Here is a 19,848-nt window from a genome sequence, read left to right on the forward strand (position 1 = left end):
GTGTGGTTCCTTTCTGGGGTTGAGAGAGGACGGGCATCAGTCGCCCCCGATGGGTCGTGTGCTGGGGAGGGATTCGCCCTCGCGCCTGACCGTGGGTGTGTTCCACAGGGTCCTTACCCGGTCGCTCATCACCAGCAGCAGCACCAGTCCGGCAAGGCTGAGCAGGCCGAGCAGCCACAGCCCCGTCCCCCGCGCAAACGCCAGGTACGCCGCCGTCATCACCGTGTTGGCGAGGGCGACGGGAAGCAGCAGCTTCCACCCGAAGCGCATCAATTGGTCGTAGCGCAACCGGGGCAGCGTCGCCCGCACCCAGATGAAGAGGAAGAGGAAAAAGGCGATCTTGACGACGAGCCAGATGATCGGCCAGTCCGCGATGCCGGGGATGATGCCGTTCAGGAAGCCCGGCCCCCGGTAGCCCCCGAAGAACAGGGTCGCCATGATCGCCGACGCCGTGATCATGTTGACGTATTCGGCCATCTGAAAGAGCGCCCACTTGATCGCCGAGTATTCCGTCAGATAGCCCGCCACGATCTCCTGCTCGGCTTCCGGCAGATCGAAGGGCGTGCGGTTCGTCTCCGCGAAGGAGCTGATCAGGAAGAGGGCGAAGGCGAGCGACTGGAAGAGGATCAGCCACCCGTTCGCCGCCTGCCACCCCACGATGCCGAGGAAGGACGTGGTGCCCACCAGCATCAGCAGGCCCAGAATGCTCAGGCCCATGCCGAGTTCGTAGGAGATCATCTGCGCGCTGCTCCGCAGGCCACCCAGGATCGGGTACTTGGAGCCCGACGCCCAACCACCCAGGAAGATGCCGTACACGCCCATGCTCGTGATCGCCAGCAGTGCCAGGATTCCGGCGTCGAGGTTGTAGACCCAGGGGTTCGCCCCGAAGAGACTGCCGGGCGGGCCCCCGGGAATCCCCCCAAAGGCCGTCAACGCCATGCCGATAGCGACAATGGGCGCGAGCGTGTAGACCAGCTTGTCCGCCAGCGTGACGCTCACGTCCTCCTTGAAGATGCTCTTGATCGCGTCCGCGAGGGGCTGGAGGAGGCCCATTGGTCCCACCCGGTTCGGCCCCAGGCGAATCTGCATCCGGGCGAGGAGGCGCCGCTCCACGAGGGTCATGTATGCGAAGGTCGTCAGCAGGGCAAAGGCGAGGGCTAGGCCCTTGACGAGCGTGATCAGCAGTTGGATGAGCCAGTCGGGCATCAGTCATCCCCCCCCGGCTGGGCGGCCATCGGGAGTTCAAAGCGTGGGTCGATGGTCAGGTGGCGCGGGTCCGAGCTGGGGTTGGGCTTGGGCACCATCCGCTCCGTCCACAGGTTCGGCGTGTGGCGGAGGCCGGTGGGCGCCTCGTGACGCTGGCCGAGGGACTGGATGACGCCACTCTCAGGCAGGTTCTCCACGTTCACGCCGAGGCGGTCGCGCAGGAGGGCCTGGGCCGACTTGAGTCCGCGCACCTTGGTACGGACCCCAAGGGCTTCGGCGAGCGCGGCCAGGGTACGCGTCAGGTCAGCGGCCTCGCCCGCGTTCAGCGCCGACTGCCGCAGGGGAAGGAGGCGGCCTTCGAGGTTCACAGTCGTCCCACGCTTCTCGTAGTTGGTGACGGCGGGGAGCACCACGTCGGCGAGCCGCGCCGTGTCTGTCAGGTGCGTGTCGTGGACGATGGTGAAGCCGCGGGCACGCTTCCCAGGGTCGAGGCGCGAGATGAAGGCAGCGGGAGCGTCGGAGAGCCGCGCATACCCCAGACCGCCGAAGCGGGGCACGAGGCCCAGGTGCGCTAGCCCCTTGCTGTTCGGCCCGGCGGGAATCGCCAGCACCTTCGCGCCCGTCCGCATGGCGAGATCGCCAACCTGGGTGGCGAAGGCGCCCGAGGGATTGTTCAGTACGTCCGCGCCAAGGATGACGACGGGCTGCTTGGCGTCGGTGAGGAGCTTCAGCACCGCCCGCGCCTCGTCGGTTCGGGGGTTGAGCAGGGCGCCCAGCAGGTCTCCCCCGCTCGCCCGCTCCTCATTTACCCGGATTCCCGCGTGCCTAGAGAGGCGTGAGTCCGGCCCAATCACGGCCAACTTCTCAGGCTTGCGGGTGGGACGTTCCACCAGCCGCAAATCTGCAATGGCGGTACCATGCGGGAACTCGGGCGGGATGATGCCGCCGCGCAACGCTTCCAGCACGCGCAGCTCGACCACCGGGGCCTCCTCGCCCAGGTCGGCACCGAGCACCACGATGGCGTCGGCGGTGCCCACGTCCGTCAGCGTCGCGGCGGGGGCGCTCACGCCCACCGGGTAGCGGGGCCAGTGGTCCACCGAGCGGGTGCCCAGCAGCCCGGCGAGGGCTTCGAGCGACACGCCCTCCTCCAGCGTGCTGTCCGAGCCCAGGTACAGGCCGAGGTCGGCGGGGTTCGTGTACGCCAACCCCTGACGCATGGCCGCAATCGCGTCATCCCAGGTCGCCTCGCGCAGTTCGCCGTTCACGCGGACGAGGGGCTGGGTCAGCCTCCCCTCCGAGGCGAAGCCGTGTCCGAAGCGGCCCGCGTCGCATATCCACGCCTCGTTCACCTCGCGGTTCTCGCCCGCCACGATGCGTTCCAGCCGCCCGTTGCGCGCGTCCACGGTGATGGAGCAGCCCACCGGGCAGAGGGTGCAGGTCGTCGGGTTGTGGTCGTACTCCCAGTTGCGGCCCCGGAAGCGGGCCACGTTGTCGAGCAGCGCCCCCACCGGGCAGATGTCGGCGATGTTGCCCTGGAAGCCGGTGGGCAGCCCGCCCTCCTCCGTGTCGATGAAGGTGTGCCCGCCACGCTCGATGAAGTCCAGCACCTCCTGCCCCGGCACCTCCTCGAAGTAGCGCACACAGCGTTTGCAGTGGATGCACCGCTCCTGGTCGAGGATGATGAAGTCGGAGAGCGGATAGTGCTTGTCCGCGTGGCGTCGGTCGAAGCCGAAGCGGCTCGCCCCGTAGCCGTACTCGAAGGCGCGGTCCTGAAGCTCGCACGCGCCGCCCTTGTCGCAGGTCGGGCAGTCGAGCGGGTGGTTCAGGAGCGTGAACTCCATCATCCCCGCCTGCGACTTCGCCACGACCTCGGAGGTCGCCGCCGTGCGGATGTGCATCCCTTCCGTGGCCTGCATGGTGCAGGCGGCCATCGGCTTGGGGAACCAGAAGATTTTGGGCTTGGCCGCGTCCCCCTCGCCCTCCATCACGAAGGTCCCGTCCGGGTTCTTGCGCGGCGAGCCCGACTCGATCAGGCACATCCGGCACGCCCCGACGGGCGAGAGGTAGCTGTGCGCACAGAAATACGGCACGTCCCGCCCGGCGGCGAACACCGCGTCGATAGCGCTGGTGCCTGCGGGGAGGTCGAGTTCGAGGCCGTCAACGGTGACTTTCAAGGGGAACCTCCCATTACGTCAGCTCGCCACTCGCCGAAGGTAGCCCACAGGCGGGGGTATCGCTTCCAAAGCTCATCTTCTTCCCAAGGGCTGCCTTTGAGGTTTGTGTAGTCCCGACGCAGCCCCGTGTATCTGCCAACTTTTTCTCTGTAGATGCGTTCCGGTAGCTCTGTAATCTCACACCACATCACCTTATAAAGCTGAAACTCAGGGAAGTCGGCTAAAGATTCCGGGCTTTCGACTGTGGCCTCATAAAACTCCTTACCGCGCATTACAAGCCAAGCACAGAAACAGTCGAAGATTCCGTCAAACGCTTCACCATTGATGAGGTAGCACGCCGCCATCAAGTCCCATGTGTTGGCCTTATCCATCAGCGCGTCGAACTGCTTCTGAAAGGCGACGATTTCACTGGCATTACTTTTCATCAGGTGTTCTTCGATCAGCTTTGTCTGACGTTCGAGATCGCCCCCACTCTCGCCGCGCGCCGACTCGATCACCCGCCAGAACGCTTCTACCTGCTTGTCCGAGCCTGCCGTCAACTCTCCTTCCACCTTCTCCGCGCCCCGTACATCGGCTGTCCCGTCTGCGCCAGCACGTCGTACTCCTCGCGGAAGAGCTTGATCGAACTCAGGACCGGACCCAGGCAGGCGTCGGCGAGGGCGCAGAAGCTCCGTCCGCCGATGTTGTCGCTCATGTCGAGGATGAGTTGCACGTCGTTCGGCGTGCCGCGCCCGCGCACCTGCTTCTCGTACATGCGGACCATCCAGCCCGAGATGCCCTCGCGGCAGGGGGTGCACTTGCCGCAGGACTCGTGGGCGTAGAAGCGCACGAGGTTCCAGGTGACGTTCACGATGCAGTCGGCCTTCGGGATCAGGGTGACGCCGCCCGTGCCCAGCATGGACCCAGCGGCGGCCACGCTCTCGTAGTCCATCGGCGTGTCGAGCGTCTTGTCGTCCCACGGCAGCATCGGGCAGGAGGAGCCACCGGGGATGATGGCCTTCATCTCCTCCGTGGGGCCGCCCGCCCAGTCGTAGATCAGCTCGCGGAAGGTGGTGCCCAGCGGCAGTTCGTACACGCCGGGCCGGGCGACGGGACCGGAGACCTGGAAGAGCTTCATGCCCTTGCTCTTCTCGGTGCCCATGCCCGCGTGCCAGTCGGCGCCGTACTTGAGAATCTGGGTAGCCGCGCAGAAGGTCTCGACGTTGTTGATGGTCGTCGGCAGGCCATACAGCCCGGCGGCGGCGGGAAAGGGCGGCTTGAGGCGAGGGTTGGCGCGCAGGCCCTCCAGCGAGTTCATCAGCGCCGTCTCCTCGCCGCAGATGTACGCCCCGGCCCCCCGGTGCAGTTGCAGGTCGAAGTCGAAGCCGCTACCCAGGATGTTCTTGCCCAGCAGCCCCGCCGCCCGCGCCTCGTGGATGGCAGCCTGGACGCGTTCGGCGGCGTAGACGTACTCGCCGCGGATGTAGATGTAGCCGACCGAGGCGCGCATAGCGTACCCGCCGATCAGCATCCCCTCGATCAGTTGGTGCGGGTCCTCCGACAGCAGGTAGCGGTCCTTGAAGCTGCCCGGCTCGGACTCGTCCGCGTTGCAGATGATGTAGTGCTGCTTGCCGTCCTTGAGGGGCATAAAGGACCACTTGAGGCCGGTGGCGAAGCCTGCCCCACCGCGCCCGCGCAGGCCGGACTTCTTCACCTCGTCGATCACGGCGTCGGGGCCCAATGCGAAAGCGCGTTTGACCGCCTCATATCCCCCGTGCTGCCGGTAATAATCGAGCGTCCAGCTTCCCTGTTGCCCGACGTGCGCGTAGAGGGTGGGGGCGAAGCGGGGGTCCTTGCCGCTGGTAATGGGTTTGGGGGCGGGTTCGGCAATCGTCATGCTTCACCTCCGGCGAGCGGGGCGAGGTCGTGGATGCTGGCCCCAACGCGCTCACCCTTCGCCGTCATCTGACGCCCGTCCTCCCGCACGGTGACGGGGACGGGGTTGTCGGGCGGTGGCGGCGTGTCAGCGCGCATCGCCTTGATCAGGCGGTCGCACTTCGCGCGGGTCACGTTCTCGTAGTAGCCCTCGTCGCCGATCTGCACGACGGGCGCGGTGCCGCAGCTTCCCAGGCACTCCACTTTCTGCACGCTGAAACGCCCGTCCGGGCTGACCTCGCCCGGCTGCACGTCCAACGTGGAGACGAGGTGGTCCCACAGCTCGTCGCTTCCTGCCAGCGCGCACATCAGCGTCGAGCAGACCTGGAGGTGGTACTTGCCGGTCGGGACCGTGTGGTACGTCGAATAGAAGCTCATCACGCTCCGCACCTCGGTCGCCGTCGTGCCGCAAAGAGAAGCGATCTCCGCCATGTGCGTCTCCGACACGTACCCGAAGGCGTTCTGCACCTCACGCAGCAGCGGCATCAGCGCCGAGCGTCGGCCTTGTGGAGAGGCCGGGTAGCGGGAGAAGATGTCGGCGACGAGGGGTTGTTTGTCTGCGAAGTAGGTCAACTTCTCCTCTTTCATGTGGTCTGCTCCAGAACGAAAGGCTCTGAAAGGTCACCGTTGTTTGAAGCAAAGAAGTAGTAGAACCCTGTATCCCCCCAAATCACGCCTGTATCGCCCGTGCCAAGTGCAAGGGCAAATGCAGTCGGCTCCCCCGTCGTTGGGTCACGCGGAGTCGTGCCGTCCTGCATCCATGAGGGGTAACCGCCTACTTGGGAGATCGTCTCGCGGTTCCAATACTGATCTGAAACCTCCCAATAGACATCTATCTCCTCACTGTCCCAACCGTCCAGGCCGTCATCGAACGGGTGAGGCAAGCTCAGGTAGGGCTCAGGGCTTAGCAGAATAGGACCGGAGTAGTTCTGTTCAGCGCCATGTGCCGTGCCAAGGCTCAACGCTTTACCCACATACCAGCGGGCGAGGTGACTGCTTGAGCCATAGGAAATAAAGTCAGCTCGGTACGATTTCGAGTGTGTTCTCAATTGCCGGGCATCAGCATAGGCATCACCGGATGGCAGGCAATACCAGCAGTTCCAGAACTGGAAAGTTCCAGGTTGGACAAACTTCAGCACACCCACAAACGGAGCAAGATTTACCTGCATGACGAAGCCCATTTCACGGGTGCAGTGTGGGCAAGTGGGCCATGCCTCACCTTCCGGCAAGTAGGGAGCATTGCCACCAAGAAAACTGTCACCCTCTTGAATGGACTGACTCTCAACCGCGCGCAGCAACCACGCGGGCCGCACGTTTGCCTCAAGCCATTCACGGCGCGGCTCCAGAACCTTCGGAAATTCCGGAAGTCGCAAGTGCGCGTGAGTGGCTGGCAGGTTAGTCATACTCACCGATCCACATCCCCCAGCACCGGGTCAATCGTCGCCAGGATGGTGATGAGGTCGGCGAACTGGCCGCCCACGCAGGCGTATTCCAACGCTTGCAGGTTCACGAAGCTTGGCGCGCGAATCTTCACCCGGTAGGGCATCGAGCCGCCGTCCGAGACGATGTAGTAGCCGACCTCGCCGCGCGCCGTCTCGACGGGCACGTACACCTCGCCGACCGGGGGGTGGAAACCCTCGGTCACCAGCTTGAAGTGGTGGATGACCGCCTCCATGCTCGTCTCCAGCTCGTGCCGGGGCGGAAGGCTGATCTTGCGGTTGGGGTCCTTGACGGGACCGGGCGTGAGACGTTTCAGCGCCTGCCGCACGATCTTCGCGCTCTCGCGGAACTCCATCAGGCGCAGTTGGAAGCGGGCGAGGCTGTCCCCGGCCTGGCTCACGGGCACGTCGAAGTCGTAGGTCTCGTAACCGCAGTAGGGGTTCGCTTTGCGGTGGTCAAGGGCCACGCCGCTCGCCCGCAGGTTCGGCCCGGTGAGCCCCAGGTCAATCGCCACGTCGCGCGGGATGACGCCCACGCCCGTCGCCCGGTCGAGGAAGATCGGGTTCTTGGCGAACAGCGTCTCGTACTCGTCCACACCCTTCTCGAACGTGTCGAGGAAGGCGGAGACGCGGGCGGGCCAGTCCTCGGGGATGTCGCGGGCGAGGCCGCCCACCCGGAAGTACCCCTGGTTCATCCGGTAGCCGCACACGGCCTCGAACAGGTCCTGAAGCGCTTCCTTCTCCCGGAAGGCGTAGAAGAAGGGCGTCAGTGCCCCGAGGTCGAGCAGCCCCGTCCCCACGAAGACGAGGTGCGAGTGGATGCGACCCAGCTCGTGCAGGATCACCCGCACGGTGGTCGCCCGCTCGGGAACCTCGGCCCCCAGAAGCTTTTCGGCACTCAGCACGTAGGCGAGTTCGTGCCCGAAGCAGTGGAGGTAGTCGGTGCGCGGCGCGTAGGTCACGCCCTGCTGGTAGGTGCGGTGCTCGAAGGTCTTCTCGAAGCCGGTGTGCAGGTAGCCCATGTGCGGCGTGACCTTCACCACGTACTCGCCGTCCATGTCCACCACCAGACGCAGGACGCCGTGCGTGGAGGGGTGCTGCGGCCCCACGTTCAGACTCATGACCTCGGTGTGGAGGAGGGCCCCCGTCTGCCCCTGCAACCGCTCGGCGCTCGTGGACTCCTGGTGGTCGGGCGTCATCTGCGTGCGGGGGAGGGTGCCGGAGTTCACGTCACGGTCCTTGATGGTCATTTCGGCCCTCCATCTGGCATGACAGGCGGCACCCGGTCCTCACCCTGGCCGCGCCGCAGCTCGCCCCGGTACTTGCTGAGCCCCGCCTCACGCCCTGTCAGGCCCGCGCGGAAGGCACCCGGATCAAGGAAGCGACCTTCCCGGAACATTGTGGGTGTCTCGCCGATGGGGAAGTCCTTGCGGAGGGGGTGGCCCTCCAGGTCGTCCGGCGTGAGCACCTTGCGGAGGTCGGGGTGGTCCACGAACTCCACGCCCATCAGGTCGTACACCTCGCGCTCCAGGTAGTTCGCGGCCTTCCAGACGGGGTAGAGGCTGTCCACGGGCTCCCCGTCATTCACCCACACGCGCAGGAAGAGGCGGCGGTGATCGTCCGGGTGGTAGACGTTGTGCAGTACGGCGAAGCGGGCGGGGCGGCGCGCGGGGTAGGCGCTGTAGTCGATGCCCACCGTGTCCATCAGCATGAAGCCGCGCTGCTTGAGGGCGTACGCCACTTCCCGCAGCCGCTCGTGCGGTACGAGGGCGGTCGGCTCGGCGGCCTCGTCCTCCGTCAGCCCGAGTTCGGCGATGAGGGAAGTCACGTCGCGGGGGTCACTCTGAACCGTGCCCGTTCCAGTCATGACGATGATCGTCTCCTGGCCCGTCATCTCGTCCAGGCCTCCACCATCGGGAGCTGGGTGCCGAGTTCGTCGAAGGCCTCGCCGCGCACCTTTTTCTGAAGCTGCATCACGGCGTAGATCAGCGCCTCGGGGCGGGGCGGGCAGCCGGGCACGTAGATGTCCACGGGCACCACATGGTCCACGTTCTGCACGATGGCGTAGTTGTTGAACATGCCACCCGAGGAGGCGCACGCGCCCATGCTGATCACCCACTTGGGGTCGGGCATCTGGTCGTACACCCGGCGCATGATCGGCGCCATCTTCTTGCTCAGCCGCCCGGCGACGATCATCACGTCCGCCTGCCTCGGGCTCGCGCGGAAAACCTCAGAGCCGAAGCGGGCGAGGTCGTTTCGTCCGTCCGTGCTGCTCATCATCTCGATGGCGCAGCAGGCCAAGCCGAAAGTGGCAGGCCAAAGGGAATTGCTGCGCCCCCAGGCGACGAGCTTTTCCAGGCTCGAAAAGAGGACGCCTTCGGATTCGAGTTCCTGCCAGTCGCGGTCAAAGAGTTCTTTCAGCGCCATATGGAAAACTCCTTCACGCCCATTCCAGCACGCCCTTCTTGAGGATGTAGTAATACCCGACGAGCAGCAGTCCAACGAACGTCACGGCCTCGAAAAAGGCGAAGGGCACGAGCTTCTGGTACGCCACAGCCAGCGGGAAAAAAAACGCCGTCTCGATGTCGAAGATGATGAACAGCATGGCGACGAGGTAGAAGTGCACCGGGAAGCGTTGGCCCGTGCCCACACCGCCGTGCTCCGGGTCGTTGCCGCTCTCATAGGCCATTAACTTGGTGCGGCTGGCCTTTTTCGGGCCCAGGATCGCGCTCACCACCACGGCCAGCACCCCGATCCCCAGGGCGATGAGCAGCATGATCACGAAATTCGCGTACTCGATGGGAGTCTCCCTTCTGCCCTCCTCCCCCCTTCACCCTACTCGTGAAAAAACGCACGAGTGGGCTAAAAAAAAGAGAGGGCCTGACGAACCGGAATGAAAAGCGGCTTGTGGTACGCCTTAAGTTCTAGCACGGCGGCACGTTTTGCAAGGTGCGCGAGCCCCCCGTGACGGCTGGACAACGTGGGTGGCGCGGGGGACGGCTTCCCGATGCCAGATTCGTCTTGTGCGTCCTAGACCATCGAGGGACCAGGACGGAGAAGAGGTCTGCACCTTCTGACTTACCCTATAAAGAGGAAAATCAGCACGGTCAGCAGAACCCGCAGTCCGGGCGTCATCCCAGGATGATGAACTACCGTCACGAACCAGAACGTTCCTGCACCCACCGCCGCGATCACCACCGTGCTCCACACTCTCTGATCCGTCTGTTCCCAGGCCTGTCCTGCCACTGCCGCCGCCGCCCAGCCGGTCACCCACAGCAGGACCCAGGGAATGAGCCTGGTCCAGGACTCCCCCTGCGAACTTTTTCTGGGCAGAAGCAGGCCCACACAGCAGGCCAGATAGAGCGCGAGCCCCAACCACCGCTCCCATACGTTCGGCAAACTGTCCAATCCACCGACAACGGTGATCCACCAGGCAAGTCCAAGAAGGGTGAGGATGCTGTTTTGGACAAACCCGAGTCCACCATACGAAGGCTGCACCTCGGGAAGGTATCGTCCAGTTTCCTACCGTGCTCTGACCGACCAACGTGTTTCCACGCCGGGCTGCCCTCCCCTAGCTCAACAACTCCACGAAGTCGTCGTCCTCCGCGTCCTGGGCGGGGGGCAGGGTGAAGGTGAAGGTGGAGCCCTTGCCACGCTCGGACTCGACCCAGATCGTGCCGCCGTGCTCCTCGACGGCGAGCTTGCAGAAGGCCAGGCCCATGCCGGTGTCGAAGCGGCCGTGCAGGGTCAGGCGCGACTGCTCGAAGGCGGCGAAGAGGTTGGGGATGTCCTCGGCGGGGATGCCCTCGCCGTCGTCGCGCACGGAGATCAGCGTCTCGTCGCCGTCCTTGCGGACGCTAATCTGGATCACGCCGCCCGTGCCCGTATGCTTCATGGCGTTGCTGAGCAAATTCGCCAGCACCCGGCGCAGGATCTCAGGGTCGGCGCGGGCGGGGCTGAGGTTGGGGGCCACCTCCACCCGGACCACCCGGTCGCGCAGGCCGGTGCCCACGTCGCCGCGTGATTGTTCGATGACCTCCTCGAACATCGGGCTGAACATCAGCTCGGGGCGCAGGTTCATCTTGCCCGCCTGGATTTTGCGCACGTCGAGCATGTTCACGGCGAGGTGGAGCAGGTGCTGGGTCTCGTCGTGGGCGATCTTGACGAGTTCGCGCGTGTCGTCGGGCACCCGGTCGTCCTCCTCGACGACTTCCAGCAGCCCCATGACGGCGGCAATGGGGTTTTTGAGGTCGTGGACGAGCATATGCACGAGCTGGTCGCGCACCCGCTCCTCGTGTTCCCAGGTGTCGAGGCGTCGCTGAAGCGTGGTGATGCGGCCCTCCTGGTCGCGGTGCTGCGCCGCGCGGGCGAGCAGGGTGCGGACCTGAAGGGCCAGCGCGTCGGGCGCCGTCGTGTCGCTGATCAGGGCGTCGGCCCCCGCCGCGAGGAGGGCACCGAGGCCGTGCGTGCCCACCGCGAGCCAGCGGGTGCCCGCGAGTTCGGCCCGTTGCCTCAGCAGGGGCAGCACCTCGGCGAGGGGCACGCCGGGGGTGTCGGCATACAGGAGCGCGACGGCGGGCGGTCGGACGTGCGCCTCCCGCAGCAGCGTCTCGGCGTCGGGAACGGGGATCACCTGGGCCTGGGCCAGCGCGGGCGCGAGCCGGGCGGCCCGCGAGCGGTCGTGGGACACGACGAAGACCACCTGGGAATAGGCCACCTGGGCATCGGGACTCGGCATGACGTGCCCTGGAGTCTACCCCGTCAGCTCCGGCGCGAATACCGAAACCTCCCCCCTCCCCCGCAGGAGGATGAACCGTGGCCCAAGGAAAACACGCCCCCCCGGGCCGGAAGAGGCGTGCCGCAGGGCGACCGACGAACTTACCCCTTCACGCTCCCGGCGAGCAGGCCGCGCACGAAGTAGCGCCCCAGCAGGATGTACACGAGCAGCGTGGGCAGCGCCGCGAGGATCGCCCCCGCCATCGGCAGGTTCCAGCTCACCGCCTGCCCGCCCGCGAGTTGCGAGAGGGCGTAGGTCACGGGCTGCGAACTCGTGTTCGTCAGCGTCGCCGCGAACAGGAACTCGTTCCAGACCTGGGTGAACTCCCAGATGATCACGACGACGAAGCCGGGCACGCTCAGTGGAAAGATCACCTGGCGGTAGATGTTCCAGAAGCCCGCGCCGTCGATGGTCGCCGCCTCGACGAGCGCGTCGGGCACCTCGGCGTAGTAGTTGCGGAAGATCAGGGTGGTGATGGGCAGACCGTACACGACGTGCGCCAGGATCAGCCCCCAGATCGAGCCGTACAGGCCGAGCGACTTCACGAACTGGAAGAGGGGGATCAGCACCGCCTGGTACGGGATGAACATGCCGAAGAGCATCAGCGCGAAGAGGGTGTTCGCCCCCCGGAACTTCCATTTGGCGAGCGCGTAGCCGTTGAGACTGCCCAGCAGCGCCGAGAGGATCGTGGCGACCACCGCGAGAAAGAGGCTGTTGAGCATGTTCCCGCCGATCTTGCCCCAGGCGTCGGCGAAGCTCGCCCAGTTCAGCGCGCGGGGCCACTGCCACGTCGTGGCGAGGTTGATCGCGTCCGGGGACTTCAGCGCCGTGGCAATCAAAAGGTAGATCGGCAGCAGGAAAAACAGCGCGGCGACGACGAGCAGGGCGTACAGCCCGGCCCGGCTCAGCCCGAACCGGCGCGAGGCGGGCGCGGGGCCCGCCGTGGTGGTGGGAACGGTGGTCGTCATGCGTGGCCCTCCTCGCCGCGGAAGGAACTGCTCAGGTACGGCACGATCACGAACGCCACTAGAATCAGCAGAATCGTCCCGATGGCCGCGCCCAGCGCGAACTGGTTTTGCCGGAAGGACGTGAGGTACATGTTGAGGGCGGGCACGGAGGTGTAGGTGTTGTCGGGCCCCGTCATCGCGTACACGAGGTCGAAGATCTTGAGGCTGATGTGCCCCAGGATGATCATCGCGCTCAGGGTGATGGGCGCGAGCAGCGGGAAGATGACGTGGCGGTACATCCCGAAGTCGTTCGCGCCGTCCACCCGCGCCGCCTCACGCAGTTCCTCGGGGATGCCGCGCAGCCCGGCGAGGTAGAGCGCCATCGTGTACCCGCTCATCTGCCACACGGCGGCGATGATGATGCCGATGAGGGCGAGGTTGAAGCCGTGGGGCTCGGGCGCGGGCAGCAGCCTCACGTTCGGCCCCACGAACAGTGCCCAGCCCAGGAGCAGCGCGGCGCACAGGCCCGAGACGATGGCCCGGGTGCGGTCTCCCGCGCGGGCGGCGCGCACGGCGAGGAGGATCAGGACCAGACCCACGACGCTCGCCGTGATCAGCGGCAGCGCGTTCCAGTCGAACTTCCAGATCGAGTCCGTGCTGCTCAGCCAACTGAACTGTCCGGCGGGCAGGCCGACGGCGTTCGGGAACTGGTTCACACCCCCCTGCGGCTGGAGCATCCAGCGCCAGATCGTGCCCGTCACGATAAAGCTCAGGCTCATCGGGAAGAGAAAGATGGTGCGCCACAGCCCCTCGCCGCGGGGGTTGCGGTCGAGCACGAGCGCGAGGCCCAGCCCCAGCCCCAGGCAACCCAGGATGAAAAACAGCGTGAAAAAGATTGTGTTGACGAGTTCCTGCCGGAAGCGGCCTTGCAGGAAGCCGGTGAAGAGTTCCTGGTAGTTGGCAAGGCCCACCCAGCGGATGATGGGGTCGAGGGCGAGCGCCTGCGCGGGATCGTTGCCCCAGTCGGTGAGGCTGACGTACACCGTGCGCGCGATGAAGCCGTAGACGAACACCGCGAGCAGCAGGATGCTCGGGAGCAGCACGGCGATGGACCACAGACGGTCGCGGGAGAGGCCTTTCACGGGTGCTTCACCTCTTTTTTCGGGACGCAGGTTGTGGGTTGTAGGCCGCAGGGAACCCCCCCACAACCCACAACCCACGACCTCTACCCTGGTGTTACTGGCCGATGCCCGAGCGGGTGGCGAGTTGCTGGGCGGCGGCGGCGGCGCCCTGGGCGTTCTTGCTGGCGACGAACTGGTCGATCACCGCGCCGAAGGCGCTCATGAAGCTTTCGGGGGCGACGGCGCCGTGGACGAGCGAGCCCACGATCTTGTTGCGCTTCCAATCGGCGGCGGCCGCGCGGCTGTAGGTGTTGTACTTGCTCAGGTCGGAGTCGGTGCGGGCGGCGATGGAGCCCTTCAGGGGGTTGAAGGCGTCCTGGCCGGCCTTGGAGCCCATCAGCCTCAGCCAGTTCAGCGCCTCGGTGCGGTTCTTGACGCCCTTGGGCAGCCCGAAGGAGTCCGCGAGCATCACGAAGGTGCCGCCCGTGCCGGGGCTGGGCGTGAACCCGAAGCCGGTGTTGGGCTGGAGCTTCTTGGTGGTGGTGAAGTACCCGGCGGCCCAGTCGCCCATGATGTTGAAGGCGCTCGTGCCGTCGGCGATGCGGTCGGAAGCCTGTTGCCAGCTCAGGCCGGAGGCGTCCTTGTTGGCGCAGTCCATGACCCGCCCAAAGGTGGTGAAGCCCTGCACGACCTTGGGGTCGGTGAACTTGGTCTTGCCAGCCCAGAGGTTTTGCCAGCCCTGCGCGCCCAGGGTGCCGATCATCACGCTCTCCCAGAGGTGCTGCTGGGTCCAGTTCTCGCCGACGACCAGCGGCGCGGCAACGCCCTTGGCCTTGAGGGCTGAGCAGGTCGTCAGGAACTCGGCCCAGGTCTTGGGCGCGGTGACACCCCAGGCCTTGAGCTTGGCGGGGTTGTACCACATCACGTTCGAGCGGTGGACGTTGACGGGCACGCTCCAGATACCGCCCTTGGAGGAGAGCAGCCCGATCACGTCCTTGGGAAACGCCTTGTCCCAGCCCTCGGACTTGAAGAGGCTGGAGAGGTCCTCCATGCGGTTCGACACGACCCAGGTGCCGATGAGTTCCTGCCCGGCGTGCACCTGGAAGGAATCGGGGGGCGTGCCGCCGAGCATGCGGGTCTTGAGGACCGCCTTGGCGTTCGTGCCCGCGCCGCCCGAGACGGTCGCGTTGTCCACGGCCACCGTGGGGTAGCGCTGCTTGTAGAGCTTGACGAGGGCGTCGAGGGCCGGACCCTCGTCACCCGACCACCACGAGAAGATCTCGAGCTTCCCGGCGGCGGAGGCGGTGCCCGTCACGGTGAGGGCGGCGGCGATCAAGAGAGCTTTTTTCATAACGTTCCTCCAGGGGAGAAATAGGAGATCGGTGAGAGGCGGGGTGCCGGTCGGGCGGGGGGCGGCGGGCTGCGGCCCCCCGAGGCGATCCGCCCCAGGTGGCGCAGCCCGGCGGGCGTGAAGAGATGGTCGAGCAGCATGGCCCCCGCACCCAGGACCCCGGCGTCCGCCCCGAGCGAGCTGAACTCGATGGGGGTGCCCCCCGCGTTCACCCGCAGGGTGCGGCTCAGGGCGCTTTCCCGGATGGCCTCCAGAAACACCGCCCCCGCCCCCGCCAGCCGCCCCCCGATCACGACCGCGCCCGGGTTGAAGAGGTTCAGGATGGTGCTGATCGCCACGCCGAGGTGGTGACCCGCCTCCGCCCAGATCTCGCGGGCGAGGGGGTCGCTGCCCGCCCCCGCAATCAGGTCGCCGAGCGTGAGGGACCCCGGCAGGGTGCTCGGCGCCCCGGCGGCGCGGCGGGCGCGGGCCGTCTCCACGAGCACCTGCCCGGCGGCGTAACTCTCCAGGCTGCCGGGGTTGCCGCTGCGGCCCACCGGCCCACGCTCGTTGATGCTGATGTGGCCGATCTCGCCCGCCCCCCCGCGCACGCCCCGGTGCAGCCGCCCGCCGAGCATCACCCCCGCCCCGATGCCGGTCGCGGCCTTCACGTAGATCAGGTCGGGCTGGCCCCGGTGCGCCCCGAAGCGGGCCTCCGCGAGCGCCCCGAGGTTTGCGTCGTTGTCCACCAGCGCAGGGAGACCCAGCGCCGCGCTCAACCCGGCGGCCACCCGTTCGCCGTCCCAGCCGCCCATGTTGGGGGGTTGCACGACCCCGCCCGTCGTGTGGTCGACCGGGCCGGGCACCCCCGCCCCCACCCCTGCTACCGCCTCGCGGCCCACGCCCGCCTCGGCGAGCACCTCGCGGGTCAGCCGGGCGGCGAGCGCGTACGTCGGGGCCGGGCCGCACGCGATGTCGTGGGGGACGGTGCGGCTGGCGAGCGTGCGGCAGCGCAGGTCGAGCAGGTCCACCCGCACGTGGCTGGCACCCAGGTCGAGCGCGAGCAAGAAGGCGGCCCGGGTATTCAGCGCGAGCATGGTCGCCCGCCGCCCCGTCTGCCCGCCTTCCCCGCACCGGGCGGCGCGCGGCCCCGTCTCGCCCACCAGCCCCGCGTCCATCAGCTCGCTCACGATGGAGCTGATCGCGCTGCGCGACATGCCCAGTTCCCGCGCCAGATCGACCCGCGCCCGGTCCCCCTGCCACAGCCGCCCCAGCAAGAGCAGCGTGTGTCGGGCGCGGATCGCGGCCAGGTCGAGCGTGTCGTGGACAGGCATGGAATACGGCACAGGGGCTCCAGGGGGCAGAGGAACAGGGCACGGGCGTGGGCAGGAGACCGGGGCCTTCGCAGGACGCTCTTCAGGAAGTCTTGTTGCAAGACTCATCTTGCCTCATCGGCCTTTGTTTGTCAAAAGAACAAACGAAGGGGCAACGCTACCGGGCGGGTAACAGAAAGGGGGCCGGGAGAACACCCCCAGCCCTTCCTAAACGCCGACCAACGCCCTCAACTTCTCGGGGCTTCGTCCTCCACCTCGCCTCCCGAACGGCCCTGGCCCTCGGGGCGAAGCAGCGGGAAGAGCAGCACGTCGCGGATGGAGTCGCTGTCTGTCAGCAGCATGGCGAGGCGGTCCATACCCATCCCCATCCCGGCGGCGGGGGGCATCCCGTACTCCAGCGCGAGGAGAAAATCCTCGTCCTGCTCGTGGGCCTCGTCGTCCCCGGCGTCGCGGCGGGCGGACTGCGCCTCGAAGCGGGCACGCTGGTCGAGGGCGTCATTCAGCTCGGAGTAGATCGGCGCCAGCTCGAAGCCCGCCATGAAGAGGTCGGCGCGCTCCGCGAGGCCCGGGCGGCTGCGGTGGGCCTTGACCAGCGGGCTGATCGCCAGCGGCACGTCGGTCACGAAGGTGGGGTGGATCAGCGTGTGCTCGACGTACTCGCCGAAGAGCTTGTCGAGGAGCTTGTAATCGGGGACCTTGCGCAGCTCCGGGTGGCGCTCGTCGGTCCAGGTGCGCAGCCGGGCGAGGTCGGTGGGGTCGAAGTCGAGCCCGGCCGCCTGTTGGAGCGCCGTCACGAAGTCGAGCCGCTTGAAGGGCACGCTGAAGTCCACCTCCTGGCCCTGATAGGTCAGCCGCGGCTCCCCCTTGACCTCGGTGACGAGGCCGTGGAGCAGCTCCTCGATCAGCCGCATCATGTCCTCGTAATCCCCGTAGGCGAAGTAGGCTTCCAGCATGGTGAATTCGGGATTGTGGGTGCGGTCGATGCCCTCGTTGCGGTAGTTGCGTCCGATCTCGTACACGCGCTCGAAGCCGCCGACGAGGAGGCGCTTGAGGTACAGCTCCAGGCTGATGCGGAGCGAGAACTCGTGCCCCAGCGCGTTGTGGAAGGTCTTGAAGGGCCGCGCCTCCGTCCCGCCCGGCACGACTTGCAGGGTGGGGCCCTCCACCTCCAGAAAGCCGCGCTCGTCGAGGAAGCGGCGGATGTACCCGATGGCGCGGGCGCGGGTCCGGTACGCCTCTCGCCGCTCGGGGCTCACCATCAGGTCGAGGTAGCGGCGGCGGGCGCGCAATTCCTCGTCCTGGAGACCGTGGAACTTGCTGGGCAGGGGGTGCAGGCTCTTGACCAGGGGCCGCCACGACCGCACCCGCAGGGTGAGCTGCCCCGTCCGCGTGACGAAGGGAAAGCCCGTGACGCCGATGAGGTCGCCCAGGTCCATCCGCTTGGTCGCGTCGAAGTGCTCGGTGTCCTGCTTGGAAAAGTGCAGTTGGATCTGCCCGTCCTCGTCTCCCAGGTCGGCGAAGGCGGCCTTGCCCATGTGGCGCAGCAGGGTGACGCGGCCCGCGAGCGAGTAGGTCTCCTCCGGCCACTCCTGCCCGGGCTCCAGCCTGCCCTGCTCGTCGGGCGGGTGGGCTTTGATCACGTCGCGGGCGTGATGGGTCTGGGGGAAGCGGTACGGGAAGGGCTCGAACCCCGCCTCTCGCCAGGCGTCGAGGTTGTTGAGGCGGCTGACGGTCTGCTCGTGCAGGCCCTCACGGCGGGGACCGGGGAAAGGCGCGTCGGACATGAGGGGGAGTATAGGAGGCATGGGGCAGAAGGCCGAAAGCGGAAGGCAGAAGGCCATCCCGCCGCCCTCTGCCTTTGACCTTCTGCCCTCAGTATTCGACCGTCTTGACCCGGTACTTGACCTGCTTGCCGTTGCCGAGGTTCACGACGAAGGAGTCGCCCACCTTGCGGCCCATCATCGCGCGGCCCACCGGGCTGTCCTCGCTGATGCGCGGCACGCTGCCGCCGAGCACCGCCGCCTCGGGCACGCTGACGACCTGCACCCGCATGTCCTTGCCGGTCGCCTCGTTGGCGAGGGCGACGACCGCGCCCAGCGTGATCTGGTCGTCCTGGCCGTGGTCTTCGATGATGGAGGCGCGGGCGAGGGTGTCTTCGAGTTCCTCAATGCGGGCCTCGATCCCCATCTTCTCGCGCTTGGCGTCCTCCAGGCCGGTGTCCTCGTTGTCGGCGCTCGTCTCCATCTGCTCTTGCAGGATGCGGGTCGCCTCCGTGAGGCGCCGCTGCTCCTGCTCCAGGGTGCGCTCCAACCGGGCGTACCCCTCACGGGTGAGTTTGACCTGTTTGGTTGCGTGTACCACTGCGTCCTCCACTCCAGCCGGGTGAGAAAAGGGGAAAGTTCTTCTGGGAATTGCCCAGCATTCTGCCACAGCCCCGTTTCGCTGACAACGAAGGGTTGACCACCCCGTCAGACGGCCCGCCGGGGGGTGACTCCCCCCGACAGCCGGTCGGACGGAAAAGACGACGGGCCGGGGGTCAGGCGGCCGTGGCCGCTCCGTCTCCCCCGGGCCCCTGTGAGCAGGCTTACTTGGGCAGGAACGAGAGGCTCAGCAGCCAGCGGCTGGTCATGCGGTCGCGCGGCCACTCGTAGCCGATGCTGGGGCCGACGAGGACGGGCAGGGCCTCGACCCGGAAGAGGAGGTCGCCGCGCACGGCGGTGTAGTCGTCGGTCCATTTGCGGGTCACGCGGGTCCGCACGGCGCCCAGGGTGAAGGCGGGCGGCGTCTGTGCGACCGGCAGGCGGTAGGTCACGCCGAAGTTGGACTCCTGGTAGCGGGCGAAGTTCAGGTCGTCCACGGGCACCGTCCCGACCGCGAAGCGTTCGAGGTGCGAGCCGTCGAAGGTCAGCCCCGTGACGGGCGTGATGTTCGCGCCCACGCTGAGGTCCACGCTGCCCTGCGCCTGCCGCTGCACCGGGAAGGTGAAGGCGCGCGCCGTCGTGCCGAAACTGGTGTTCAGCCGACCGAAGGAACGCCCGTACCCCCCGCCGACCTCAGTCTGGGTGTAGGGCGCGACCACCTCACGGTCCCCGCCCTGGTAGTCGTAGGCCACGCCCACGTTGTTCAGGACCCGGACCCGGTCACCGGCCACCGTGAAGGCGTACCCGCCCGTGAAGCGCGAGTAGGCCGTGTTGCCCTGAAGACGAGCGCTGTACTGCACGCCTTTGAAGGGATCGTGCGTCACCTCCAGCCGCGGAATCCCGGCGGTCGCCGTCGCCCCGTTGTCGAACACGCCGACGGCGAAGAGCGTGTCCTTCGCCCGCGTGCTGACGTTGTATTCCCAGTAGTTCGGCTGCTTGGCGAGCGAGACCCGGATGTCCTGGGCCAGGGGCAGCGGGAAGTACCGCACCCCGAATCCCACCTCGTTCGAGGCGAGGAGCTCCGTCGTCGAGAAGCGCGACAGGTAGTTGGCGGGCAGGCGCAAGCCCCCGGGCGCGGGCGGCCCCGGCTGGGCGGCGGCGAGGGCGGACGGGCTCAGCGCCAGGGCCACGGCCCCGGCCTTCAGAAGTTGGGAAGCGCGGGAAAACACCCCAGCATCGTGAGGGG

Annotated in this window: 19 protein-coding genes; all 19 read right to left on the reverse strand. The window is 67.0% G+C overall.

The window, feature by feature from the left end; translation table 11 throughout:
• Positions 1 to 36: 36 nt before the first annotated feature.
• Positions 37 to 1,206, reverse strand: a complete 1,170-nt coding sequence (nuoH, locus tag IC605_RS01890) for an NADH-quinone oxidoreductase subunit NuoH (RefSeq protein WP_216318107.1) — start codon at positions 1,204 to 1,206, stop codon at positions 37 to 39.
• Entirely contained in the window at positions 1,206 to 3,380 is a 2,175-nt protein-coding gene (gene nuoG / locus IC605_RS01895; protein WP_216318110.1) for an NADH-quinone oxidoreductase subunit NuoG, read from the reverse strand. Before nuoG ends, nuoH begins: the two co-directional genes overlap by 1 nt.
• Positions 3,377 to 3,931, reverse strand: a complete 555-nt coding sequence (locus IC605_RS01900) for a DUF4240 domain-containing protein (protein ID WP_216318113.1) — start codon at positions 3,929 to 3,931, stop codon at positions 3,377 to 3,379. The genes nuoG and IC605_RS01900 overlap by 4 nt, the downstream gene beginning before the upstream one ends.
• Positions 3,916 to 5,256: an NADH-quinone oxidoreductase subunit NuoF gene (nuoF, locus tag IC605_RS01905; protein ID WP_216318116.1), complete on the reverse strand. Its 1,341-nt coding sequence runs from the start codon at positions 5,254 to 5,256 to the stop codon at positions 3,916 to 3,918. Before nuoF ends, IC605_RS01900 begins: the two co-directional genes overlap by 16 nt.
• A complete protein-coding gene (nuoE, locus tag IC605_RS01910) occupies positions 5,253 to 5,867 on the reverse strand; it encodes an NADH-quinone oxidoreductase subunit NuoE (protein ID WP_216318775.1) in 615 nt (204 codons plus the stop codon). The genes nuoF and nuoE overlap by 4 nt, the downstream gene beginning before the upstream one ends.
• 11 nt (positions 5,868 to 5,878) lie before the next feature.
• Positions 5,879 to 6,697, reverse strand: coding sequence for a DUF1963 domain-containing protein (locus IC605_RS01915; RefSeq protein ID WP_216318119.1), 819 nt, complete (start codon positions 6,695 to 6,697; stop codon positions 5,879 to 5,881).
• 2 nt (positions 6,698 to 6,699) lie between these two features.
• Positions 6,700 to 7,932 (reverse strand): NADH dehydrogenase (quinone) subunit D, encoded by a 1,233-nt coding sequence (nuoD, locus tag IC605_RS01920; RefSeq protein WP_216318778.1) that lies wholly within the window; start codon positions 7,930 to 7,932, stop codon positions 6,700 to 6,702.
• A 47-nt stretch (positions 7,933 to 7,979) separates the two neighbouring features.
• On the reverse strand, positions 7,980 to 8,627 hold the full coding sequence (locus IC605_RS01925) for an NADH-quinone oxidoreductase subunit C (protein ID WP_216318122.1): 648 nt from the start codon (positions 8,625 to 8,627) through the stop codon (positions 7,980 to 7,982).
• Positions 8,624 to 9,160, reverse strand: a complete 537-nt coding sequence (locus tag IC605_RS01930; RefSeq protein ID WP_102127850.1) for a NuoB/complex I 20 kDa subunit family protein — start codon at positions 9,158 to 9,160, stop codon at positions 8,624 to 8,626. Before IC605_RS01930 ends, IC605_RS01925 begins: the two co-directional genes overlap by 4 nt.
• 13 nt (positions 9,161 to 9,173) lie before the next feature.
• Positions 9,174 to 9,509 carry an NADH-quinone oxidoreductase subunit A gene (locus tag IC605_RS01935; RefSeq protein WP_216318781.1) on the reverse strand — a complete coding sequence of 112 codons (336 nt, stop codon included), beginning with the start codon at positions 9,507 to 9,509 and terminating at the stop codon, positions 9,174 to 9,176.
• A 302-nt stretch (positions 9,510 to 9,811) separates the two neighbouring features.
• Positions 9,812 to 10,231: a hypothetical protein gene (locus tag IC605_RS01940; protein ID WP_216318125.1), complete on the reverse strand. Its 420-nt coding sequence runs from the start codon at positions 10,229 to 10,231 to the stop codon at positions 9,812 to 9,814.
• 73 nt (positions 10,232 to 10,304) lie between these two features.
• On the reverse strand, positions 10,305 to 11,471 hold the full coding sequence (locus IC605_RS01945) for a sensor histidine kinase (RefSeq protein ID WP_216318128.1): 1,167 nt from the start codon (positions 11,469 to 11,471) through the stop codon (positions 10,305 to 10,307).
• A gap of 140 nt (positions 11,472 to 11,611) precedes the next feature.
• Positions 11,612 to 12,478, reverse strand: coding sequence for a carbohydrate ABC transporter permease (locus tag IC605_RS01950; protein WP_216318131.1), 867 nt, complete (start codon positions 12,476 to 12,478; stop codon positions 11,612 to 11,614).
• Positions 12,475 to 13,599, reverse strand: a complete 1,125-nt coding sequence (locus IC605_RS01955; protein ID WP_216318134.1) for a carbohydrate ABC transporter permease — start codon at positions 13,597 to 13,599, stop codon at positions 12,475 to 12,477. Before IC605_RS01955 ends, IC605_RS01950 begins: the two co-directional genes overlap by 4 nt.
• A 94-nt stretch (positions 13,600 to 13,693) precedes the next feature.
• The gene (locus IC605_RS01960) at positions 13,694 to 14,929 is read right to left on the reverse strand and encodes an ABC transporter substrate-binding protein (RefSeq protein ID WP_216318137.1); all 1,236 of its coding nucleotides are present in this window, start codon (positions 14,927 to 14,929) and stop codon (positions 13,694 to 13,696) included.
• A complete protein-coding gene (locus IC605_RS01965) occupies positions 14,926 to 16,254 on the reverse strand; it encodes an ROK family transcriptional regulator (RefSeq protein ID WP_343216469.1) in 1,329 nt (442 codons plus the stop codon). Before IC605_RS01965 ends, IC605_RS01960 begins: the two co-directional genes overlap by 4 nt.
• Before the next feature lie 215 nt (positions 16,255 to 16,469).
• Entirely contained in the window at positions 16,470 to 18,026 is a 1,557-nt protein-coding gene (gene lysS, locus IC605_RS01970; protein ID WP_216318139.1) for a lysine--tRNA ligase, read from the reverse strand.
• A gap of 88 nt (positions 18,027 to 18,114) precedes the next feature.
• Positions 18,115 to 18,603, reverse strand: a complete 489-nt coding sequence (locus IC605_RS01975; RefSeq protein WP_216318142.1) for a GreA/GreB family elongation factor — start codon at positions 18,601 to 18,603, stop codon at positions 18,115 to 18,117.
• Between the two features lie 223 nt (positions 18,604 to 18,826).
• Positions 18,827 to 19,831, reverse strand: a complete 1,005-nt coding sequence (locus tag IC605_RS01980; RefSeq protein ID WP_343216470.1) for a hypothetical protein — start codon at positions 19,829 to 19,831, stop codon at positions 18,827 to 18,829.
• Positions 19,832 to 19,848 lie beyond the last annotated feature (17 nt).

The organism is Deinococcus aestuarii (assembly GCF_018863415.1).
Taxonomy (GTDB): domain Bacteria; phylum Deinococcota; class Deinococci; order Deinococcales; family Deinococcaceae; genus Deinococcus; species Deinococcus aestuarii.